Raw genomic sequence first — 19,870 nt, 5'->3', positions numbered from 1 at the left:
AACTGGCGATAGATTTTCAACGCATCATCATCGTGGAAAGTGCGCTTCAGATATCCACAGGGTCAATTTCTACCGACCACTTCACCCGGCTTTTCATTACCCGCAAAGTCACTATCCATTCTTTGACAAACGCCTGCAATGCCGGGCGCGAAACCGATTCAACCAATAATTGCGCCCGGTCGACATTGGCTACTCTGGTCATGGTCATGGGAATCGGATCATTGATCGTGATGCCGATATGTTGAGTGCAGCTTGCAGCCTGCTGCAAAAATTCTATCGCCGTCGCTAACTCGCGCGCCTCCGCACGCAATAAAGCCTGATACATAAACGGCGGCAATTGTGCCTGTTGGCGTTCCTGCAATAAATCGGTCGCGAAGCTCTGATAGTTATGTGCCATCAACGCGTGATACAAAGGATGATCAGGATAACGCGTCTGGATCAGCACCTCAGAGATGCTGCCTCCCTCTTTCTGCGCCGTTCTGCCGGCACGCCCCGATACCTGCATCAGTTGGGCAAACAAGCGCTCGCTGGCGCGATAATCCTGAGAAAACAAAGCGGCATCCGGGTTCAACGCCGCAACCAGGGTCAGGCGTTTGAAGTCATGTCCTTTGGCAACCATCTGGGTGCCGATCAAAATATCGACCTCGCCGTCATGTACCCGCTCAAAGGCGGCTGCCGCGCTGCCTTTCAGGCGGGTCGAATCAGCATCGATGCGAAATAACCGCGCCTCCGGGAAAATGTTTGCCAGTGTCTCTTCCAGCCTTTGTGTGCCGCGACCCAGCGGCTGTAAATCGATATTGCCGCATGTCGGACAAGAACGGGGGATACGTTGCTCCAGCCCGCAGTGGTGGCAACGCAGACGATGATCGCCTTTATGTAACACAAGATGAGCGGTACACCGCGTGCAGTTACTGATCCAGCCACAAGCATCACAGGCCAGCACAGGTGCGTAGCCACGCCGGTTGAGAAAAAGTAGTGACTGCTCACCCTTCTCCAAACGCTGACGAATAGAGGTGATCAATCTTGGCGTTAAACCTTCACTCGGTTTTTCTCGTTCCAGATTGATGATTTTGACAACTGGCAACACAGCGTCTTTGACCGCACGCTCATGTAATTCCAGCAAGCGATAACGCCCACTTTGCGCTCCGTGCCAACTTTCAAGCGATGGCGTTGCCGATCCCAGCACAACAGGAATTCGCAACTGATGCGCGCGCCATATTGCCAGATCACGCGCGGAATAGCGCAAACCTTCCTGCTGCTTATACGATGGGTCGTGCTCTTCATCAACGATGATCAGTCTTAAATCCGGCATCGATGCCAGCATTGCCAGACGCGTGCCTAATACAATCCGCGCCCTGCCCTGATGTGCCGCCAGCCAGTGCAGCAAGCGTTCGCCCTCAGCCATGCCGCTGTGTAAAGTCGCCAACAGTATGCAGGGAAAGCGGTCACGTATCCTGGCCTCAAATTGTGGTGTCAGATTAATTTCCGGCACCAGAATTAATATTTGTCCGGACGCTGACTCAGCCAGAATTCTGGCTGCTGACTGCAAGTACACTTCTGTTTTTCCACTACCTGTCACGCCGAACAACAGATAGGGACTAAATTCGCGGGTGTGCGTTATCGTATCGACTGCCGCCTGTTGCTCTGTATTGAGCACCGGTTCCGCTTGTGCGACAGTATTTTCAGAAACCGTTAACTTGGCTAATTTCTTCAGTGCGCGGTCCAGAGAGACGGTTTTCGATGCTTTTAAATTCTTAGGTAAGGCAGGTAAAGCCACTTCCCCCAAGGGTCGCTGATAATACTCCGCCGCAAACTTTATCAACGCCAGCCATTCCGCATTCAATGCTGGAAGTGCACTACGCACCGCGATCACATCACGTAACTTATCTGCTGGCACCATTGTTGTTTTTACGATATCAACGATGATACCTGTCATTTCCTGGCGACCAAACGGTACCAGTACCAATTGCCCTACGCGTGGAGTACTGGATACATTCGTCTCTTCCGACGGGGAATCCCAGCGGTAATCAAAGAAAGTGTCAAGCGGTGTATCTAACGCGACACGCAGGAAAAGAGCTGTCACGTGTCTAGTTTTTTTCGTAAAAAATGACGTTAAGCATTGATTTTATGAGTACTTTGTCAGTTATCCACAATTTTTGTGGATAACTTTGTGGGTAAAGGTCTATTGACATCGCTTTTTGCTAAGGTTTACGCGGGTTTCAACAAAATGCTCATTCTGAAGGCAAATTAATTTATCATTTAAAATCAATGAGTTACGAAAATCATTAGCTTACTTAAAAATATTTTTTAAAGTTTTTTCCAATTGCCCTGAATTTGTGCATAAGTAAGATAAATCAAGCCAGGTTTCATGCCATAAATCTCTTTGTATGCCTTGGTTTTCCACTGATTTTAGGCTTGAAAAGGGCATGAATACAAGGTTTTGCAAAGCAACATGCTGACCTGATCAGCAACAGCCGGGATATCCAAGAAACGAAATTTTAAATGCCGGCTTTTCTATTTATTTTGTCATGCATCCCCAAAGTGCATCTTCAATCATTGAGCACTTGGATACCATTACTTATGCTACTTTTTGGCGCTGGCTACGACTGTAGTCGTGCACAGTCTCGACCAGGACGCTCACGGAATCCGGTGAGGTAAATTGTGAAATTCCATGGCCAAGATTGAATACATGCCCATGACCCGCTGCAGGAGTACCGTAACTATCCAGTGTTTGTATAACCTGCTGACGAATTTGCTCTGGTTCTGCAAATAAAATCGCGGGGTCAAGATTGCCCTGCAGCGCTACTTTATCACCGACCTTGGCCCGCGCTTGTCCGAGATTGACGGTCCAATCCAAGCCAACAGCATCGGCACCGCTAGCCGCAATTTTTTCCAGCCACAAACCACCGCCTTTTGTAAAAACAATCGATGGAATACGTTTTCCGTCTTTTTCTTTTTGCAATTTATTGACGATGTCCTGCATGTAGTTCAGTGAGAACTCCTGATAGGCTGCGTCAGCCAACGCACCACCCCAGCTATCGAAAATCATGACTGCCTGCGCTCCCGCGTCGATTTGCGCATTCAAATAGCTGGCGACCGCTTCTGCATTGACCCGTAAAATGTGGTGCATCAGATCAGGACGTTTATACAACATGGTCTTGACCGTATGGAATTCACGTGACCCATGTCCTTCTACCATATAACAAGCGAGGGTCCACGGACTGCCAGAGAAACCGATCAGCGGTACTCTGCCATCAAGCGCAGTCCGGATCTGCGTTACGGCATCAAACACATATTGCAGGCTGCCTTCTTCAGGAACTTTTAATGCCAGAACGTCTTTTTCGTCTTTTAACGGCCGTTCAAATTTTGGCCCCTCACCTTCTTCAAAATAAAGACCCAGCCCCATCGCGTCCGGGACGGTCAAAATATCTGAAAACAGGATAGCCGCATCCAACGCAAAGCGGTCTATCGGCTGCAAAGTAACTTCCGTCGCAAATTGTGGATTCTTTGCAAGATTCATAAACGAACCTGCGCCTTTGCGAGTAGCGCGGTATTCGGGCAGATAGCGTCCAGCCTGGCGCATCAGCCACAATGGCGTATATTCAGTCTCCTGGCGCAGCAGAGCTCTGATGAAGGTATCGTTTTTGAGAGGAGAAAAATTGTGGGACATGTTGACTTTCAGAACACTGTTTTAATTTTGTGAAGTTACCGAAAACACTGCGAAACCTCGGAATAGCTGACATTATCGCCTAAGCTGCATCGAACATCATCTGATCTTACGCAAGTGGCGCAATAGTTACGCAATACCAGTGAGATAAATTGTGGATAACTTTGTGGATAGCTTTATCTATTTTCGCATTTAGCTTTGACTGTTAAATATAGTTAACAAAATATGATCGTAACTTATTGATTTTAATCGATTTATTTTATATCACTTGCGATAAAGAAAAATTTCCTCAAAAACATATTTGTAATAGCTTGTGCATAAGTCGAATTGTCAATGAGATTTTAAAAAACTTACCTATCCTCACAGGGATGCTTTACGCCTTTTTACAGCGCCTTTCTCAATTACAGACGATGACCTTGCTGTACCGCCTGACTTACTCGACCCTGATTTTTGCATAATCGGGATTCGGCGGAGGATATTTCAACTTCATACTTTCCAGTTTTTCCAGAACAATACTGGCGATAGCCAGATTACGCTGCGTCTTGGAATCAGATGGAATGACATACCATGGCGCCGCATCGGTGTCCGTAGCGCTGAGGGCTGCCTCATAAGCGTGTTGATACGCGTCCCAGTATTGGCGCTCGGCGAGATCCTGTAAATCAAACTTCCAGTGTTTTTCCGGATCAGCTAAACGTTCTTCCAGTCGCCTTTTTTGCTCCGCTTTAGATATGTGTAAGAAAAACTTCAGAATGGTGGTTCCTGTTTCGGTCAACATACGCTCGAATTCACGGATGTGGGCATAACGCCTGATACATTCCGCTTCATCAATCCAGCCGTGCACTTTGCTGATCAGAACGTCCTCGTAATGGCTGCGATTAAAAATGACAATTTCGCCTTTCGCAGGCACCTCACGGTGTATGCGCCATAAATAGTCGCGGTCTTTCTCTGCCTGACTCGGTGCCTTAAATGCTACAGTCCTCGCACCCAGCGGATTAATCTGTCCGAACACGCCCTTGACTGTACCGTCTTTCCCGGACGTATCCATGCCTTGCAAGATGATCAGTAATTTGGGATTTTTTGAAGCCACGAAAACATTTTGCAAATCTGCAATCTTCTCGGCAAGATTAAATGTCTGAAGTTTGTCTATCGATTTTGCATCAATTTGAGCGGTAGCTGCCGCGCCAAGAAGCTTACGGTTCGCATCTGTTTCTTTTAGGACTAAGCCTGATTTCACCCTGAACTGATCCGCAATCATCATAATTTACCCATTTAATTTATCTGCATGGTGGCTGTGACGGATCTGATGTTCAATTTTCAAACATCGGTCCATCACCACAAACATACCTGCTGCCTGTAACTCAGCAGCGATATTGGCATTGACTATACCCGATTGCATCCACAGACATGGCGCAGATATAGTCTTCGCTTGTTCGGCAATCGGTGGAATATCGTCAGCATTTCTGAAGCAGTCAACAATATCGATAGAATTAACAACCGCCGCCTCGATCAGGTCCGGGTAGCAAAGCTCACCGAGTATCATGTCGCCAGCATAGACGGGGTTAACCGGAATAATCCGGTAGCCATGCGCTTGCATATAAGCAGCGACCATATAACTCGCCCGGTGTTGCTTGGGGGAGAGGCCGACAACAGCAATATTTTTGCTTGAGTTAAGTAATGCGGAAATAGCGTCCGGGTCGTTGATCGTAACTAAATTCATTCATACTCCAGTAAAACAAAAAGGCAGCCAAAGCTGCCTTTTTGTTGTATTGCCTTCGTCGCGATAGTTAAGAACGCAAACGAGTTAACGCTTTTGACGCAATTTCTGTATCGCTGCCAACTGTGCGATCGCTGATGCCAACTCTGCCTGTGCTTGCGCATAGTCAATTTTGGAATCACGATTAACCAATGCTTCTTCCGCCAGTTTTTTGGCTTCAACGGCTTTGGCTTCGTCCAGATCATGACCGCGAATCGCAGTATCTGCCAGAACAGTCACTGTATCTGGTTGCACTTCAAGCAGGCCACCGGCAACGAATACAAATTCGTCTTCAGTCTTGCCCGGAACCTTGATGCGCACTGCGCCCGGTTTGATACGGGTAATCAGTGGCGTATGTTTTGGGTAAATACCCAATTCACCAGCCTCACCCGGCAACGCGACGAATTCGGCTTCACCGGAAAAGATCAACTCTTCCGCAGAAACAACGTCAACGTGAATAGTGTGTGCCATGTTCGACCCTTTTTATTCGCTAAAAGCTGGGGTGCGACTCAGTTGATTCAACTCTGTCGCACCACGATGCTGACAATTAAGCAGCAGCCAGTTTTTTCGCTTTTTCGATTGCTTCGTCGATAGTACCAACCATATAGAACGCTTGTTCTGGCAGGTGATCGAGTTCACCGGAAGCGATCATTTTGAAGCCCTTGATCGTATCTTTCAGTGAAACATATTTACCTGGAGCACCGGTAAATACTTCAGCAACGTGGAAAGGCTGAGACAGGAAACGTTGCATTTTACGTGCACGGGCAACGATCAGTTTGTCTTCAGGTGCCAATTCATCCATACCCAGAATCGCGATAATGTCACGCAATTCTTTGTAGCGTTGCAGCGTACCCTGAACAGCGCGTGCTGTTTCATAGTGTTCTGCACCAACCACTTGTGGGTCCAGCTGACGGGATGTGGAATCCAGTGGATCAACCGCAGGGTAAATACCCAGAGAAGCGATGTCACGGGACAGAACAACGGTGGAATCCAAGTGAGCAAACGTTGTCGCAGGAGATGGATCGGTCAAGTCATCGGCTGGAACATAAACAGCTTGGATCGATGTGATCGAACCAGTTTTAGTCGATGTAATACGCTCTTGCAGACGGCCCATTTCTTCAGCCAGTGTCGGTTGATAACCCACAGCAGAAGGCATACGACCCAACAGCGCGGAAACTTCGGTACCGGCCAGTGTATAACGATAGATGTTATCCACGAAGAACAAAACGTCTTTGCCTTCGTCACGGAAACCTTCAGCAATCGTCAGGCCTGTCAGAGCAACGCGCAGACGGTTACCTGGTGGTTCATTCATCTGACCGTATACCATCGCAACTTTGGAGTTTTCTGGGTTTTCCAGATCAACCACTTTTGCGTCAGCCATTTCGTGATAGAAGTCATTACCTTCACGAGTACGTTCACCAACACCGGCAAACACGGACAAACCGCTGTGTGCTTTAGCGATGTTGTTGATCAGTTCCATCATGTTCACGGTTTTACCCACACCCGCACCACCAAACAGACCGACCTTACCACCTTTAGCGAATGGGCAAACCAGATCAATAACTTTAATACCGGTTTCCAGCAATTCTTGCGATGGAGACAGTTCGTCGTAAGCAGGTGCTTTACGGTGAATCGATGCTGTCTGCGCGTGGCTGACAGGACCGCATTCATCGATAGGGTTACCCAGTACGTCCATGATACGACCCAGCGTTGCTTTGCCAGTTGGGACCATGATAGGGTTGCCGGTGTTGGAAATCATCATGCCGCGACGCAGACCGTCAGAAGTACCCAGCGCAATCGTACGGACTATGCCGTCACCCAATTGCTGCTGAACTTCCAGAGTCAGGTCGGAGCCTTCCATTTTCAAGGCATCGTAAACTTTAGGCATCGCGTCGCGTGGAAACTCAACGTCCACCACAGCGCCGATACACTGAACGATTTTGCCATTAGCCATGTTCGTTCCTTCAATAATTAGTATTCAGTTTAGACCGCTGCCGCGCCGGCGACGATCTCGGAGAGCTCTTTGGTAATAGCGGCTTGACGGGTTTTGTTGTAAACCAGTTTCAGTTCGCCAATTACGTTACCTGCGTTATCACTTGCCGACTTCATCGCCACCATACGGGCCGACTGTTCAGATGCCATGTTTTCTGCGACTGCCTGGAAAATCAGCGCTTCAACATAGCGTATCAGCAATTCATCAATGACCGTCGCCGCATCTGGCTCGTACAGATAATCCCAGGAATGAGCATTTTTATCTGTCGCCAGTTTGTCCGATGTCAGCGGCAATAATTGCTCAATGACCGGCTCTTGCTTCATGGTGTTAATGAACTTGGTATAACTCAGATAAACCGCGTCCAGTTTGCCTTCCTGATAAGCATCCAGTAATACTTTTACCGGACCGATCAGTTTGTCGAGATGAGGAGTATCACCCAGTTGTACCGCATGCGATACGACTGGTGCCCCAATACGATTCAGGAAACCAAGACCTTTATTACCAATTGCGACCGCTTCTATCTTTGAACCCTTAGCTTCTAGTTCACGCAGTTTGTTGGTGACCAAACGCAATACGTTCGTATTCAGGCCACCGCATAAACCCTTGTCAGTTGTCACAACGATCAGTCCAACCTTCTTGGACTGATCTTGCTGAACCATGAAAGGATGCGTGTACTCAGGATTCGCTTGTGACAAGTTCGCAGTGATATTACGAATTTTTTCACTGTAAGGGCGGGCTGCACGCATCCGGTCCTGCGCTTTACGCATTTTGGATGCGGCGACCATTTCCATCGCCTTGGTGATCTTTTTCGTGTTTTCTACACTTTTGATCTTGCCACGTATCTCTTTGCCTGAGGCCATGTTTAGCTCCAGTTAAGATCAGTACGCGCCAGATTTTTTGAAATCAGCAACAGCTGCTGACAAAGTGGCTTCACCATCTTTATCGAGTTGCTTGGTTTCTTCAATCTTAGCGAGCAATGCTGCGTGGCTAGTCTTCAGATAGTTATGCAGACCAGCTTCGAAAGACAATACTTTCTTCACTTCGACATCATCCAGGTAGCCCTTGTTTACTGCGAACAGGGAAGCCGCCATCAGAGAAATCGGCAATGGAGCATACTGTGCTTGCTTGAGCAATTCTGTAACACGCGCACCGCGATCCAACTGCTTACGTGTGGACTCATCGAGGTCAGATGCGAACTGAGCAAATGCTGCCAATTCACGATACTGCGCCAAATCGGTACGAATACCACCGGACAGGTTTTTAATAACTTTAGTCTGAGCAGCACCACCAACACGAGACACAGAAATACCCGCGTTAATCGCTGGACGAATACCAGAGTTGAACAGGGATGTTTCCAGGAAGATCTGACCGTCAGTAATCGAAATGACGTTAGTCGGGACGAAAGCAGAAACGTCACCAGCCTGAGTTTCAATGATAGGCAATGCTGTCAATGAACCTGTTTTGCCTTTGACTTCACCTTTAGTGAATGCTTCAACGTAGTCTGGGTTAACACGTGCTGCACGTTCCAGCAAACGAGAATGCAGATAGAACACGTCACCTGGATAAGCTTCACGGCCTGGTGGGCGGCGCAGCAACAGGGAAACCTGACGGTAAGCAACGGCTTGTTTAGACAAGTCATCATAGATGATCAATGCATCTTCACCGCGGTCACGGAAGTATTCGCCCATGGCGCAACCGGAGTAAGCGGAGACGTATTGCATCGCTGCAGATTCCGCCGCAGTCGCCGCAACGACAATGGTGTACTCCATCGCACCGTGCGCTTCGAGAGCACGCACAACGTTTTTAACGGAAGAAGCTTTTTGACCGATCGCGACATAGATACAGGTAACGTTCTGACCTTTTTGATTGATCACAGCATCAATCGCAACAGCTGTTTTACCAGTCTGACGATCGCCAATGATCAATTCGCGCTGACCGCGACCAACAGGAACCATCGCGTCAATTGACTTGATACCTGTTTGCATAGGTTCAGAAACAGACTGACGCGCAATAACGCCTGGAGCGATCTTTTCGATAGGTGCAGACAATTTCGCATTGACAGGACCTTTACCGTCGATAGGCTGACCCAACGCGTTAACAACACGACCACGCAGTTCAGGACCGATAGGTACTTCCAGAATACGACCAGTACATTTGACTGTATCGCCTTCGGAAATATGCTCGTAGTCACCGAGAATAACGGCACCAACAGAATCACGTTCCAGATTCAATGCCAGACCAAATGTATTGCCTGGGAATTCCAGCATCTCACCTTGCATCGCGTCAGACAGACCGTGGATGCGGCAGATACCGTCGGTAACGGAAATAACCGTACCTTGATTACGAATCTCAGCAGTTTCACCAAGGCCTTGAATCCGGCTCTTGATCAGCTCGCTGATTTCAGATGGGTTGAGTTGCATACTAACTCCTAATATTTATACGTTCTTACGCGGTCAGGGCTGAGTGCATTTTTTGCAGCTTAGCGCGAACCGACGTGTCAAGCACCTGATCACCAACCACGATGCGCACACCACCGATCAAAGCAGGATCTACTTTGACGGTAGGATGCAACTTGCGGCCAAATTTCTTTTCCAATGTAATCGCTAGGTCGCTCAACTGAGCTGCCGACAATTCAAATGCGCTGGTTACCTCTGCATCTGCCGCACCTTCGTGGGCGTTTTTCAATGCATGGAACTGGAAAGCGATTTCGGGCAGCAAAGTCAGGCGATCATAGTCAGCGAGTGTACTGATGAAGTTTTTCGCTTCAGCAGTCACTGGAGATTTGAGCGCAGACAGGAAAATCTCAGCTTTTTGAGAAGCCGAGACTTTAGGGTTGTGTGCAAGAGCTTGTACATCGGGATGCGCACCAGCCTGTGCCATTTCGGCAACCAGATCCGACCAGGCGGACAGGTTACCGGTCAGGGCAACACGAAACAGCGCTTCTGCGTAAGGACGAGCGATCGTTGCGAGTTCGGCCATGATTACAGCTCGGTTTTCAGTTGATTCAACAGATCTGCGTGAGCGGATGCATTGACTTCACGTTTCAGAATTTGCTCTGCGCCTTTGACTGCCAAGGTAGCAACCTGGTCACGCAATTCTTCGCGCGCTTTAGTCATCTGGTTTTCAGCATCAGCTTTTGCAGCAGCAATAATGCGGGCAGCTTCAGCAGCGGCAGTATTTTTGGCTTCATCCACGATCAGAGCTGCGCGTTTTTCAGCGTTGATGATCTGCTTCTGGCCTTCTTCACGGGCGCTGTTCAATGCAGCTTGCGCTTCTTTTGCGCCATCTTGCAAAGTCTGACGCGCTTTGTCGGCTGCAGCCAGTCCGTCTGCGATTTTCTTCGCACGCTCGTCGAGAGCGTTCATCAGTGGCGGCCACACAAACTTCATTGTGAACATTGCCAAGATGAAGAAAACCCCAAACTGAACGAACAATGTTGCGTTTAAGTTCACGGTAATTCCTTATCTAAATGGATCAAGCCGAAAGCACATTGCTTCCGGCAGTAGAAGGAAAAACTGATTATTTGAATGGGTTAGCAAATGCGAACAACATCGCGATACCAACACCAATCAGGAACGCCGCGTCGATCAGACCAGCCAACAGGAACATCTTAGTTTGCAATGTGTTCATCAATTCTGGTTGACGAGCAGATGCTTCGAGGTACTTACCACCCATCAGAGCGATACCGATACAAGCACCGATCGCGCCCAAGCCGATGATCAAACCGCAAGCCAAAGCAACAAAAGATAAATCAGTCATGACATTTCCTTAAAAGTTAAAAATAATAAAAGACTAAAACTAAAAAACCAAATCGAAACAGTTACTGCAAAACTCAATTAATGATGTTCATGCGCTTGACCGATGTAGACCAGAGTCAGCATCATGAAAATAAACGCTTGTAAGAACACAATCAGAATATGGAAGATCGCCCAGATAGAACCAGCCACCAGATGACCAAACACACCAAATACTGTTGCCATCGAACCCAACAAAGCGATCAACAAGAACAACAATTCACCAGCAAACATGTTACCGAACAGTCGCATACCGAGAGAAACGGTTTTTGCAGCAAATTCGATCATTTGCAAAATCAGATTAAATGGCGCCATTTTGATACCGAATGGAGCGGATACCAATTCATGCAGGAAACCACCGAGACCTTTGATCTTGACACTGTAGTACAGCATCAGAGCAAGTACGCCGAGAGAAATACCTAAGGTACCATTCAAGTCAGCAGTAGGAACAACACGGTGGTGAGTAAAAATATGTTCTACACCCAAGAGGGCAAACAAACCGGAAAACATATCAACAGGCAGGAAATCCAGTGAGTTCATCAGAGCAACCCATACAAACACAGTCAGAGCAAGCGGGGCGATGAAACTACGGTCACCGTGGACAATACTCTTAGATTGTTCTTCCACCATCTCAACCAGAATCTCAACAGCAGCCTGGAAGCGTCCAGGCACACCCGAAGTCGCCTTACGGGCTGCAAGCCACAAAAGCAGACTGCCAACAATGCCGGAAAATATGGACCAGAAAATGGTATCCATATTGAAGATAGAAAAATCAACGATTTTGTCTTGGTGATGGGTCGAGAAATGTCCTAAGTGATGGACAATATATTCTGACGCGGTTGGTGCGTGCTCAGTTGCGCTCATGGTCGTTGTCTAAATAGTAAAATAAAATAACTTTTCAGTACTACGATGAAGGCGATCAAAAAAGCCGGCCAGTTGACATCGTGATACCAGTAGACAACCGCAGCCATCAGCGCAATTGTCAGTGCAATCTTGATAAATTCACCGATGAAAAATGTCATCGGATTTGCTCCACCAGGTTTTTTGGTCCCTATATAGAGGCGCAACGCAAAAAACGCATTCGGCAGCGAGCAACACATTCCACCAATAAAAGCGGATAAAGCCAGTGAAGCGTTACCAAAAACTCCGGCCAACAGAGCCACAACCAACGCTGTTGCCATCTGCAACAGTACGATACGGGCCATGCTTTCCTCGCTTATTTACAAATGACTGTTGATATTCAAGCGCTAGCCACAAAATATTATCAGGCAGCGCGAACCCTCGCCAATCAAAACCACGGAATTATACGTGGTAGTGCGTAACATCGTCAAACGTTTGATGTAATGCATCAGAATGAGACATTTTTAATTTTTCTGCCCCTTCTTTATTCTGTTCAATAAGCCGGAAAGATAGTCCTGACCTTGCTTCCAGACGCCTAATCCTGAACTGCCGTTGATGTGGCCGTAAGCACCAATATTGTGAAATTCAGCCCCCCAGATCCCTGCCCAGTTCGCAGCAACTTCGATTTCACACCAGGGATCGTCGTCAGAGGCAACGACGACCGTAGGAAATGGAAAACTTACCGTAGGCATAGGTGCGAAACTCGGTGCAGGAAAATTTTCCCGGTTCACTCCCGGTGGCGCGACCAATAAGGCGCCCTTCACCTTCCCCTCATAATTATCTCTATTACAATGATGAGCAACCCACCATGCTGTCAGCGCGCATCCCAGACTGTGAGCTACCAACACAACATCGTCGTCACAAGCATTAATCGCTGTAGACAACGTCTGCACCCATAAGTCCCGCTCAGGCTGCTCCCAATTCGCTTGCTGGACACGTTCAGCGTCCGGCAAAGATGTTTCCCATAAACTCTGCCAATGTCCGGGCCCGGAATTGTACAAACCCGGCAGAAGAAAAATTTTCATCTTGAATTTATTGACCACGAATTTTTAAAATAATGCCATCCAGAGAATCCAGATCGGCGAAATCAATCAACATCTGTCCTCGCCCCTTGCTCCCCATTTTCAGGCTTACCTGAGTCGCTAAGAGATCCGATAATTCTTCCTCAAGGCGGGTGATATCGCGCGATTTTTCTGCCTTATCACGCGGCTTCGCGCCGGAACTCATCTCAAGTGTCGTTTTTGCAACTAATTTTTCAGCTTCCCGAACGGACATGCGCTTGGCGACAATCTGATTTGCCAGCTGTATCTGTGTTGCTGCATCCGTCGCCAACAATGAACGTGCATGCCCCATATCAATATCACCCGCCATCAGCATGGTTTGTACGGGCTTTGCCAGGTTCAACAAACGCAATAAATTCGACACGGCACTGCGTGATCGTCCGACTGCCGTTGCCGCCTGTTCATGCGTAAACGAAAAATCAGTAATCAAACGGTGAATGCCTTGCGCTTCCTCGAGAGGATTCAGATCTTCACGCTGGATGTTTTCAATCAATGCCATCGCAGCGGCGGCCTGATCATCAACATCCTTGACCAGTACCGGTACTTCATCCAACCCGGCCATTTGTGAGGCGCGGAAACGGCGTTCACCGGCAATAATTTCGTAGCGAATCACTCCATTACTTTGCCCTACCGGACGCACCAGTATCGGTTGCATCAGCCCTTGCGCCTTGATTGAGGCTGCAAGCTCAGTCAGTGCGCCTTCGTCCATGCGTGTGCGCGGCTGATATTTACCCGCTTGCATTTGCGTTACCGGCAAGCTCGTCGGTGCGCCACTGACCGTGGGTACTGCTTCTGCAAAATCCCCTGCACCACCTAATAATGCGTCCAAGCCACGGCCTAAGCCTTTTTGTTTTTTTGTGACCATGCTTATTTGTCCAATTGTTTAATTCTTTCAACCATTTCTGCACCGAACGCGATATACGCCTGCGCCCCTTTCGATGAAGGGTCAAATACCACACCAGGAATACCATACGAAGGGGCTTCCGCCAGGCGCACGTTACGCGGAATCAGTGTTTTGAAAACCTTGTCGCCAAAATGTTGCTCTAATTGATCTGATACCTGCTGCGACAAGGTCATGCGCGGATCAAACATGACACGCAGTAAACCAACGATTTTCAGATCAGGGTTCAGGTTGGCAGAGACCTTCTTAATGGTATTTGCCAGGTCTGACAAACCTTCGAGTGCATAGTATTCACACTGCATAGGAATAATTACACCATGCGCTGCGCATAAACCATTCAGGGTCAGCATAGACAAAGCAGGAGGACAGTCGATCAGAACGAAATCATATTCATCGGCAACGACAGAAAGCGCATCACGCAGACGTTTATCACGGTTGTCTAGCTCAACCATCTCAACTTCGGCACCAGCCAGTTCACGGTTCGCCGGCAGCACGTCAAACCTGCCCGATTCAGAACGCTGACGGGCAGTTTCGACATCGGACATGCCAAGTAACACTTCATAAACAGACGCTGTCAGCTTTGCCTTGTTGATGCCGGCTCCCATAGTGGCATTGCCTTGCGGATCGAGATCGACCAGCAACACACGCTGTTCCAGTTTCGCCAGCCCGGCGGCAAGATTAACGGTGGTGGTCGTTTTTCCGACACCACCTTTTTGATTTGCAACACAAAATATTTTCGCCATAAAGGTTCCGTGTAAATTTCAGACTGCAATTTTCTTGACAAAGACCAGGTGACGTTCTGCCTGCAAACCAGGTACGGTCAGCGCTTGTACACCCGTCACAAGCCACCCCTCTGGCAAACGCTCAATCTCCTGTGCAGGAGCGACGCCTTTCATCGCAATAAACTGGCCGCCATCAGCTAATAAATGCCCAGACCAGTTAATGAAGTTACACAGCTCGGAAAATGCACGTGAAGTAATGACGTCGAACTTTTCCTTTACTTGCAAAGACTCGACCCTTCCCGTGTAGACCGTCACATTACTTAGGCCAAGCTCAGTTTTTGCTTGCGTCAGGAAAGCAGTTTTTTTGCTGACGGTATCGATCATGGAAATGCGGATATCAGGATAAGCAATTGCCAGCATCATTCCTGGTAAGCCTCCGCCAGCGCCGACATCCAAAATGTTTTTTGCGTCTTTAAATGCAGGTGCCGCAGACAGGGAGTCCAGCAAATGCTGTTTCACCATTTCTTTAGGATCACGGATAGCGGTCAGGTTATAAACCGTATTCCATTTCGACAATAGTATCAAATAGGCAATCATTTTATCGATTTGAGCATCACTCAAATCGAGACTTAATTCCTGGATACCACTGGCAAGCATCATACGCAATGCTGAAAAATCACCACTCATTCTACGTCGTCTCCTGCATCCTCAGCGACCAGCTCCCGGGTTGCCGCAAATTCTTTAAATCCCCTTTTTTTCAAATGCACGAGCAGCAGAGAAATGGCAGCAGGCGTCACACCTGAGATACGCCCACATTGCCCCAAGGTTTCGGGCTGATGTTTATTGAGCTTCTGACGAACCTCAATCGATAAACCACTGACTTCCATGTAATCAAAACCAACTGGCATTTTCAGATTTTCAAAATGAGCATGGCGCTCCACTTCTTTTGCCTGCCGATCAATATAGCCCGCATATTTAATCTGAATCTCAACCTGCTCTCGGACGGCCTCTTCGTCAACGCCCGGACCAGCCAGCGCCTGCCCTTCTACACCCTGCAGACTCATCAGACTTTCATAGGTCACTTGTGGCCGGCGCAGCAAATCTGCCAATGAATATTCGCGCTCTAAAGCCTTACCGACGACACGTTCAGCTTCAGCGTCTGCCAAAATACGTGGGTTTACCCAGGTCGAGCGCAGGCGTTCTAATTCACGTGAAACACTTTCACGTTTTTGCTCGAACATCTGCCATTGCGCATCACTGACGCAACCAAGCTGGCGACCGATTTCCGTCAGTCGCATATCAGCGTTATCTTCGCGCAGACTTAATCTGAATTCCGCCCGGCTGGTGAACATCCGGTAAGGTTCCTGTACACCTTTAGTAATCAGATCATCCACCAATACCCCGAGGTAAGCCTCATCACGGCGAGGTACCCACGCCTCCTTGCCCTGCGTTTGCAATGCTGCATTCAGGCCCGCCAGCATCCCTTGAGCTGCAGCCTCTTCGTATCCTGTGGTGCCATTAATCTGACCAGCAAAGAACAAGCCCTGAATTTGCCGCGTTTCCAGCGAGGACTTCAAACCACGAGGATCGAAATAATCATATTCAATCGCATACCCTGGACGCAGAATGTAGGCATTTTCCATACCGCACATAGATCGCACCAGATCCAACTGCACATCAAATGGCAAGCTGGTGGAGATCCCATTCGGATAGAACTCGTTTGTCGTCAAACCTTCTGGTTCCAGGAAAATCTGATGAGACTCTTTGCTGGCGAAGCGATGGATTTTATCTTCAATAGATGGACAATAACGCGGACCCACACCCTCAATCACCCCTGTGTACATCGGGCTGCGGTCTAAGCCAGCACGGATGATATCGTGTGTCTTTTCATTGGTATGCGTGATCCAGCACGGCATCTGCTTAGGATGCATACTGGCCTTACCCATATAGGAAAACACCGGCACCGGATCAAGATCGCCGGGCTGTTCTTGCATCACGGAAAAATCGATACTCCGCCCGTCAATACGAGGCGGCGTACCTGTTTTCAAACGGCCTTGTGGCAACGCCAGCTCTTTCAGTCTGGCAGATAAAGAAATTGCTGGAGGGTCGCCCGCTCTGCCTGCCGAATAATTATTCAGGCCAACGTGAATTTTGCCATCTAAGAAAGTACCTGCGGTTAGCACCACTGCGCGGGCGCGGAATTGTATGCCTACTTGCGTTACTGCACCGACGACACGATTACCCTCCACTAGCAAATCATCTACTGCCTGCTGAAACAACCACAGATTAGGCTGATTTTCCAGGCGACTGCGTATCGCTTGTTTGTATAAAATTCTGTCGGCCTGCGCCCGTGTCGCCCGTACCGCCGGCCCCTTCGATGAATTCAAAATACGAAATTGGATGCCCGCCTCGTCTGTCGCAATCGCCATGGCGCCACCCATTGCATCAACCTCTTTGACAAGATGTCCCTTACCAATACCACCAATAGATGGATTGCAGGACATCTGGCCAAGCGTCTCAATATTGTGGCTTAATAATAGTGTGGACTGCCCCATACGTGCCGAGGCAAGCGCGGCTTCGGTACCGGCGTGACCACCGCCAACAACAATTACATCGAATTCTTTAGGATAAAACATAGCTAGCTTCTGACAAACAAGGATTGCACGAGGCTCGATTATAGTTTGTTTTACGCCCCACTCACTTTTAACAAAGCAAAACAGCCAAAAAATTTAGCCCTATTGTTTCACGTGAAACAATAGGGCTAAATAAATAAACATTCGTTTTATCTCAAAGATTGTGTTTCACGTGAAACAATCATCTCAAAAATCCATCGTAACTTGTTTTGCAAATCAGGCAGATAACGACGAACAAAAACATTTTTCTGACAAACCCAGTACCATGTTTAATAGCGAGATGCGTTCCAAGTAAAGACCCGCCTATGCCACAAACCGCCATTAAGCCCCCGAGCATCCACAAGACATGTCCGCTGAAGCCAAACCACGACAAAGCCGCAGCATTACATGCGACGTTCAATACCTTCGCGACAGCCGATGCTCTTAAAAAATCGTAGCCAAAAAATCTGACGAACAGAAACATAAAAAAACTACCAGTTCCCGGGCCGAAAAATCCATCATAAAACCCAATAGCCGCGGCAACCAGCATTGCCAACCGGATTTCCTTATTTCCGGAAAACAGCGGCTTATCCGCCGAACCGAAATCCTTTTTTTTAAACGTGTAGATAGCAACAGCGATTAACACAAAAGGCAAGGTTTTACGCAAATGGGTAGGAGGAATATGTGTGACGAGATACGCCCCAAAAAAAGAAAAAAGAAAAGCCATCAAAGCTGCTGGTACCAACATTGCCCAGCGCACCCTCACCTTCTTCAAATAATTTCTTGCTGCTACTGTCGTTCCCCAGACCCCCGCAAATTTATTTGTCCCTAATAAAGTTGCTGGTGTCGTGCCTGGAAAAAAAGAAAACAATGCCGGAACTTGCACTAATCCACCGCCGCCCACAATCGAATCGACAAAACCTGCGAAAAATGCAGCTAGTCCCAACAAAAGCATATCTATCATGAAATTTATTAACCTTAATCAAAATACAGACAACATCTGGCAAGCTAGGGAGAATAACAATTCTTCGCAGTCTTAGGTAACACCGACACAATTATCTTTTGCCCGTCAAGAAAGGCTTGTGCCATGAATAATTTCGAATTCCAGACCGTCCCTCACCTCATCAGTGAATCCGGTGCGGCCAGTCGTTGCGGCGACATCATACGTAAATACTATCCGGAAGCCCGCCATGTGCTGGTCGTCACCGATACCGGATTTCTAAAAACGGGATTAGTGCAACCGGCTCTCGATAACATAAAAAGCCAGCAAATCCAGGTCAGTGTTTTTTCGGATGTGATTGCCGATCCACCGGAAGCTGTCGTCCTGCAGGCGGTTGCCAACGCGCGCAAACTTGGTATCGATCTCGTGGTCGGCCTCGGAGGTGGCAGTTCAATGGATGTGGCCAAACTGATCGCCGTTCTGGCCGGAAGCGAACAGCCATTATCGACCATGTATGGAATAGGTAATGTAAAAGGCGAACGCTTACCCTTAATACAGATTCCGACAACGGCAGGCACGGGTTCAGAAGTGACCCCAATCTCTATTGTTACTACCGGCAACACCACCAAAATGGGGGTCGTGGCACCGCAACTCTACGCTGACATCGCTATCCTCGATGCAACACTGACGACAGGGCTACCGACAAAAGTAACCGCAGCAACCGGAATTGATGCGATGGTGCATGCGATTGAGGCCTATACAACGCGCCATAAAAAAAATCCGATTTCTGACATGCTGGCGCGTCAGGCACTGAAATTATTATGGAATAACATTGATCAGGCCTGCAGCAATGGCAGTAATCTACCGGCGCGCCAGGCCATGCTGGTAGGCGCGATGATGGCCGGTCAGTCGTTCGCCAATGCACCGTGTGCGGCTATTCATGCGCTGGCCTATCCTATTGGCGGTATCTTCCATGTTCCACACGGTTTATCAAACTCACTGGTTTTACCGCACGTATTACGGTTCAACGCACCCGCGGCGGCAGAACTGTATGCAGAACTCGCTGAGATTATCGCTCCAGAGGCCATGGGTAGCGCAGAATCGCGCAGCAATGCCCTTATTAGCGCCATGGAAGACCTCGCTGAGCGTACCGGTATCGAAACCCGTCTTACTCAGGTTGGCGTTACTGAGAGCGATCTCGACCGTCTGGCGGCGGACGCAATGCTGCAAACGCGTTTACTGGGTAATAACCCCAGAGAAGTCAGCCTCGCCGACGCAAGAGCAATTTATGCAGCAGCACTGTGAACTGCAGCTAATTGAAAAAACGGTAAAGACAAGACTGAATAGCTGCGCGGGCTTACCGACATAATCCTGCTGCGGGGATGATGGATATTAGCCATACGTCTTTTTACAAAGAGCTGTGGTTATCCGGCAGTGGAAAACCTCCGGGTTTCACGTGAAATCAGTAAAAGCAGGCTCGGCTTAAGATGAACATTAATTGCTATTTTTGCATCATATTGAAATTAA

Annotated in this window: 20 protein-coding genes; 1 reads left to right on the top strand and 19 read right to left on the bottom strand. The window is 48.3% G+C overall.

The genetic code is table 11. The annotated features are described in order from the left end of the window. Positions 1-46 precede the first annotated feature (46 nt). The 19 genes from ACPAOP_RS05425 to ACPAOP_RS05335 all read right to left on the bottom strand — a co-directional run bounded on the left by ACPAOP_RS05425 (position 47) and on the right by ACPAOP_RS05335 (position 18,367). Positions 47-2,083: a primosomal protein N' gene (locus ACPAOP_RS05425; protein ID WP_423709577.1), complete on the bottom strand. Its 2,037-nt coding sequence runs from the start codon at positions 2,081-2,083 to the stop codon at positions 47-49. Positions 2,084-2,578: 495 nt separating this feature from the next. Further along, positions 2,579-3,670, bottom strand: a complete 1,092-nt coding sequence (gene hemE, locus ACPAOP_RS05420; protein WP_423679126.1) for a uroporphyrinogen decarboxylase — start codon at positions 3,668-3,670, stop codon at positions 2,579-2,581. Between the two features lie 430 nt (positions 3,671-4,100). Then, a complete protein-coding gene (locus ACPAOP_RS05415; RefSeq protein WP_423679125.1) occupies positions 4,101-4,925 on the bottom strand; it encodes a PPK2 family polyphosphate kinase in 825 nt (274 codons plus the stop codon). Positions 4,926-4,928: 3 nt separating this feature from the next. Then, positions 4,929-5,384 (bottom strand): CoA-binding protein, encoded by a 456-nt coding sequence (locus ACPAOP_RS05410; protein ID WP_423709576.1) that lies wholly within the window; start codon positions 5,382-5,384, stop codon positions 4,929-4,931. A gap of 84 nt (positions 5,385-5,468) precedes the next feature. Beyond that, positions 5,469-5,891 carry a F0F1 ATP synthase subunit epsilon gene (locus tag ACPAOP_RS05405; RefSeq protein ID WP_186884084.1) on the bottom strand — a complete coding sequence of 141 codons (423 nt, stop codon included), beginning with the start codon at positions 5,889-5,891 and terminating at the stop codon, positions 5,469-5,471. Between the two features lie 76 nt (positions 5,892-5,967). Next, positions 5,968-7,374 carry a F0F1 ATP synthase subunit beta gene (gene atpD / locus ACPAOP_RS05400; protein WP_423679123.1) on the bottom strand — a complete coding sequence of 469 codons (1,407 nt, stop codon included), beginning with the start codon at positions 7,372-7,374 and terminating at the stop codon, positions 5,968-5,970. Positions 7,375-7,403: 29 nt separating this feature from the next. Then, positions 7,404-8,273 (bottom strand): F0F1 ATP synthase subunit gamma, encoded by an 870-nt coding sequence (gene atpG / locus ACPAOP_RS05395; protein ID WP_186884086.1) that lies wholly within the window; start codon positions 8,271-8,273, stop codon positions 7,404-7,406. A gap of 18 nt (positions 8,274-8,291) precedes the next feature. Then, a complete protein-coding gene (gene atpA / locus ACPAOP_RS05390; protein WP_423679122.1) occupies positions 8,292-9,833 on the bottom strand; it encodes a F0F1 ATP synthase subunit alpha in 1,542 nt (513 codons plus the stop codon). Positions 9,834-9,858: 25 nt separating this feature from the next. Continuing rightward, positions 9,859-10,392, bottom strand: a complete 534-nt coding sequence (locus ACPAOP_RS05385; RefSeq protein ID WP_423679121.1) for a F0F1 ATP synthase subunit delta — start codon at positions 10,390-10,392, stop codon at positions 9,859-9,861. A 2-nt stretch (positions 10,393-10,394) separates the two neighbouring features. Then, on the bottom strand, positions 10,395-10,865 hold the full coding sequence (locus tag ACPAOP_RS05380) for a F0F1 ATP synthase subunit B (protein ID WP_423679120.1): 471 nt from the start codon (positions 10,863-10,865) through the stop codon (positions 10,395-10,397). 67 nt (positions 10,866-10,932) lie between these two features. Further along, a complete protein-coding gene (gene atpE, locus ACPAOP_RS05375; protein WP_423679119.1) occupies positions 10,933-11,172 on the bottom strand; it encodes a F0F1 ATP synthase subunit C in 240 nt (79 codons plus the stop codon). A gap of 77 nt (positions 11,173-11,249) precedes the next feature. Beyond that, on the bottom strand, positions 11,250-12,071 hold the full coding sequence (gene atpB / locus ACPAOP_RS05370; protein WP_423679118.1) for a F0F1 ATP synthase subunit A: 822 nt from the start codon (positions 12,069-12,071) through the stop codon (positions 11,250-11,252). Continuing rightward, entirely contained in the window at positions 12,068-12,412 is a 345-nt protein-coding gene (locus tag ACPAOP_RS05365) for an ATP synthase subunit I (RefSeq protein ID WP_423679117.1), read from the bottom strand. Before ACPAOP_RS05365 ends, atpB begins: the two co-directional genes overlap by 4 nt. 159 nt (positions 12,413-12,571) lie before the next feature. Continuing rightward, the gene (locus ACPAOP_RS05360) at positions 12,572-13,132 is read right to left on the bottom strand and encodes an RBBP9/YdeN family alpha/beta hydrolase (RefSeq protein WP_423709575.1); all 561 of its coding nucleotides are present in this window, start codon (positions 13,130-13,132) and stop codon (positions 12,572-12,574) included. Between the two features lie 7 nt (positions 13,133-13,139). Further along, positions 13,140-14,033 carry a ParB/RepB/Spo0J family partition protein gene (locus tag ACPAOP_RS05355; RefSeq protein WP_423679115.1) on the bottom strand — a complete coding sequence of 298 codons (894 nt, stop codon included), beginning with the start codon at positions 14,031-14,033 and terminating at the stop codon, positions 13,140-13,142. Positions 14,034-14,035: 2 nt separating this feature from the next. Next, positions 14,036-14,812, bottom strand: a complete 777-nt coding sequence (locus ACPAOP_RS05350; RefSeq protein WP_423679114.1) for a ParA family protein — start codon at positions 14,810-14,812, stop codon at positions 14,036-14,038. A gap of 18 nt (positions 14,813-14,830) precedes the next feature. Next, entirely contained in the window at positions 14,831-15,478 is a 648-nt protein-coding gene (gene rsmG / locus ACPAOP_RS05345) for a 16S rRNA (guanine(527)-N(7))-methyltransferase RsmG (RefSeq protein ID WP_423709574.1), read from the bottom strand. Beyond that, positions 15,475-17,427, bottom strand: coding sequence for a tRNA uridine-5-carboxymethylaminomethyl(34) synthesis enzyme MnmG (gene mnmG / locus ACPAOP_RS05340; protein ID WP_423709573.1), 1,953 nt, complete (start codon positions 17,425-17,427; stop codon positions 15,475-15,477). Before mnmG ends, rsmG begins: the two co-directional genes overlap by 4 nt. A 178-nt stretch (positions 17,428-17,605) precedes the next feature. Then, the gene (locus ACPAOP_RS05335; RefSeq protein ID WP_423679111.1) at positions 17,606-18,367 is read right to left on the bottom strand and encodes a sulfite exporter TauE/SafE family protein; all 762 of its coding nucleotides are present in this window, start codon (positions 18,365-18,367) and stop codon (positions 17,606-17,608) included. A 123-nt stretch (positions 18,368-18,490) separates the two neighbouring features. On the opposite strand from ACPAOP_RS05335, the gene ACPAOP_RS05330 reads away from it, so the two are divergent. Continuing rightward, positions 18,491-19,648 carry an iron-containing alcohol dehydrogenase gene (locus ACPAOP_RS05330; RefSeq protein ID WP_423709572.1) on the top strand — a complete coding sequence of 386 codons (1,158 nt, stop codon included), beginning with the start codon at positions 18,491-18,493 and terminating at the stop codon, positions 19,646-19,648. The last annotated feature ends 222 nt before the right edge of the window (positions 19,649-19,870 follow it).

The organism is Undibacterium sp. WLX3042, from assembly GCF_049544825.1.
Lineage (GTDB): Bacteria > Pseudomonadota > Gammaproteobacteria > Burkholderiales > Burkholderiaceae_D > Undibacterium.
This window is presented reverse-complemented; position numbering and strand designations above follow the sequence as displayed.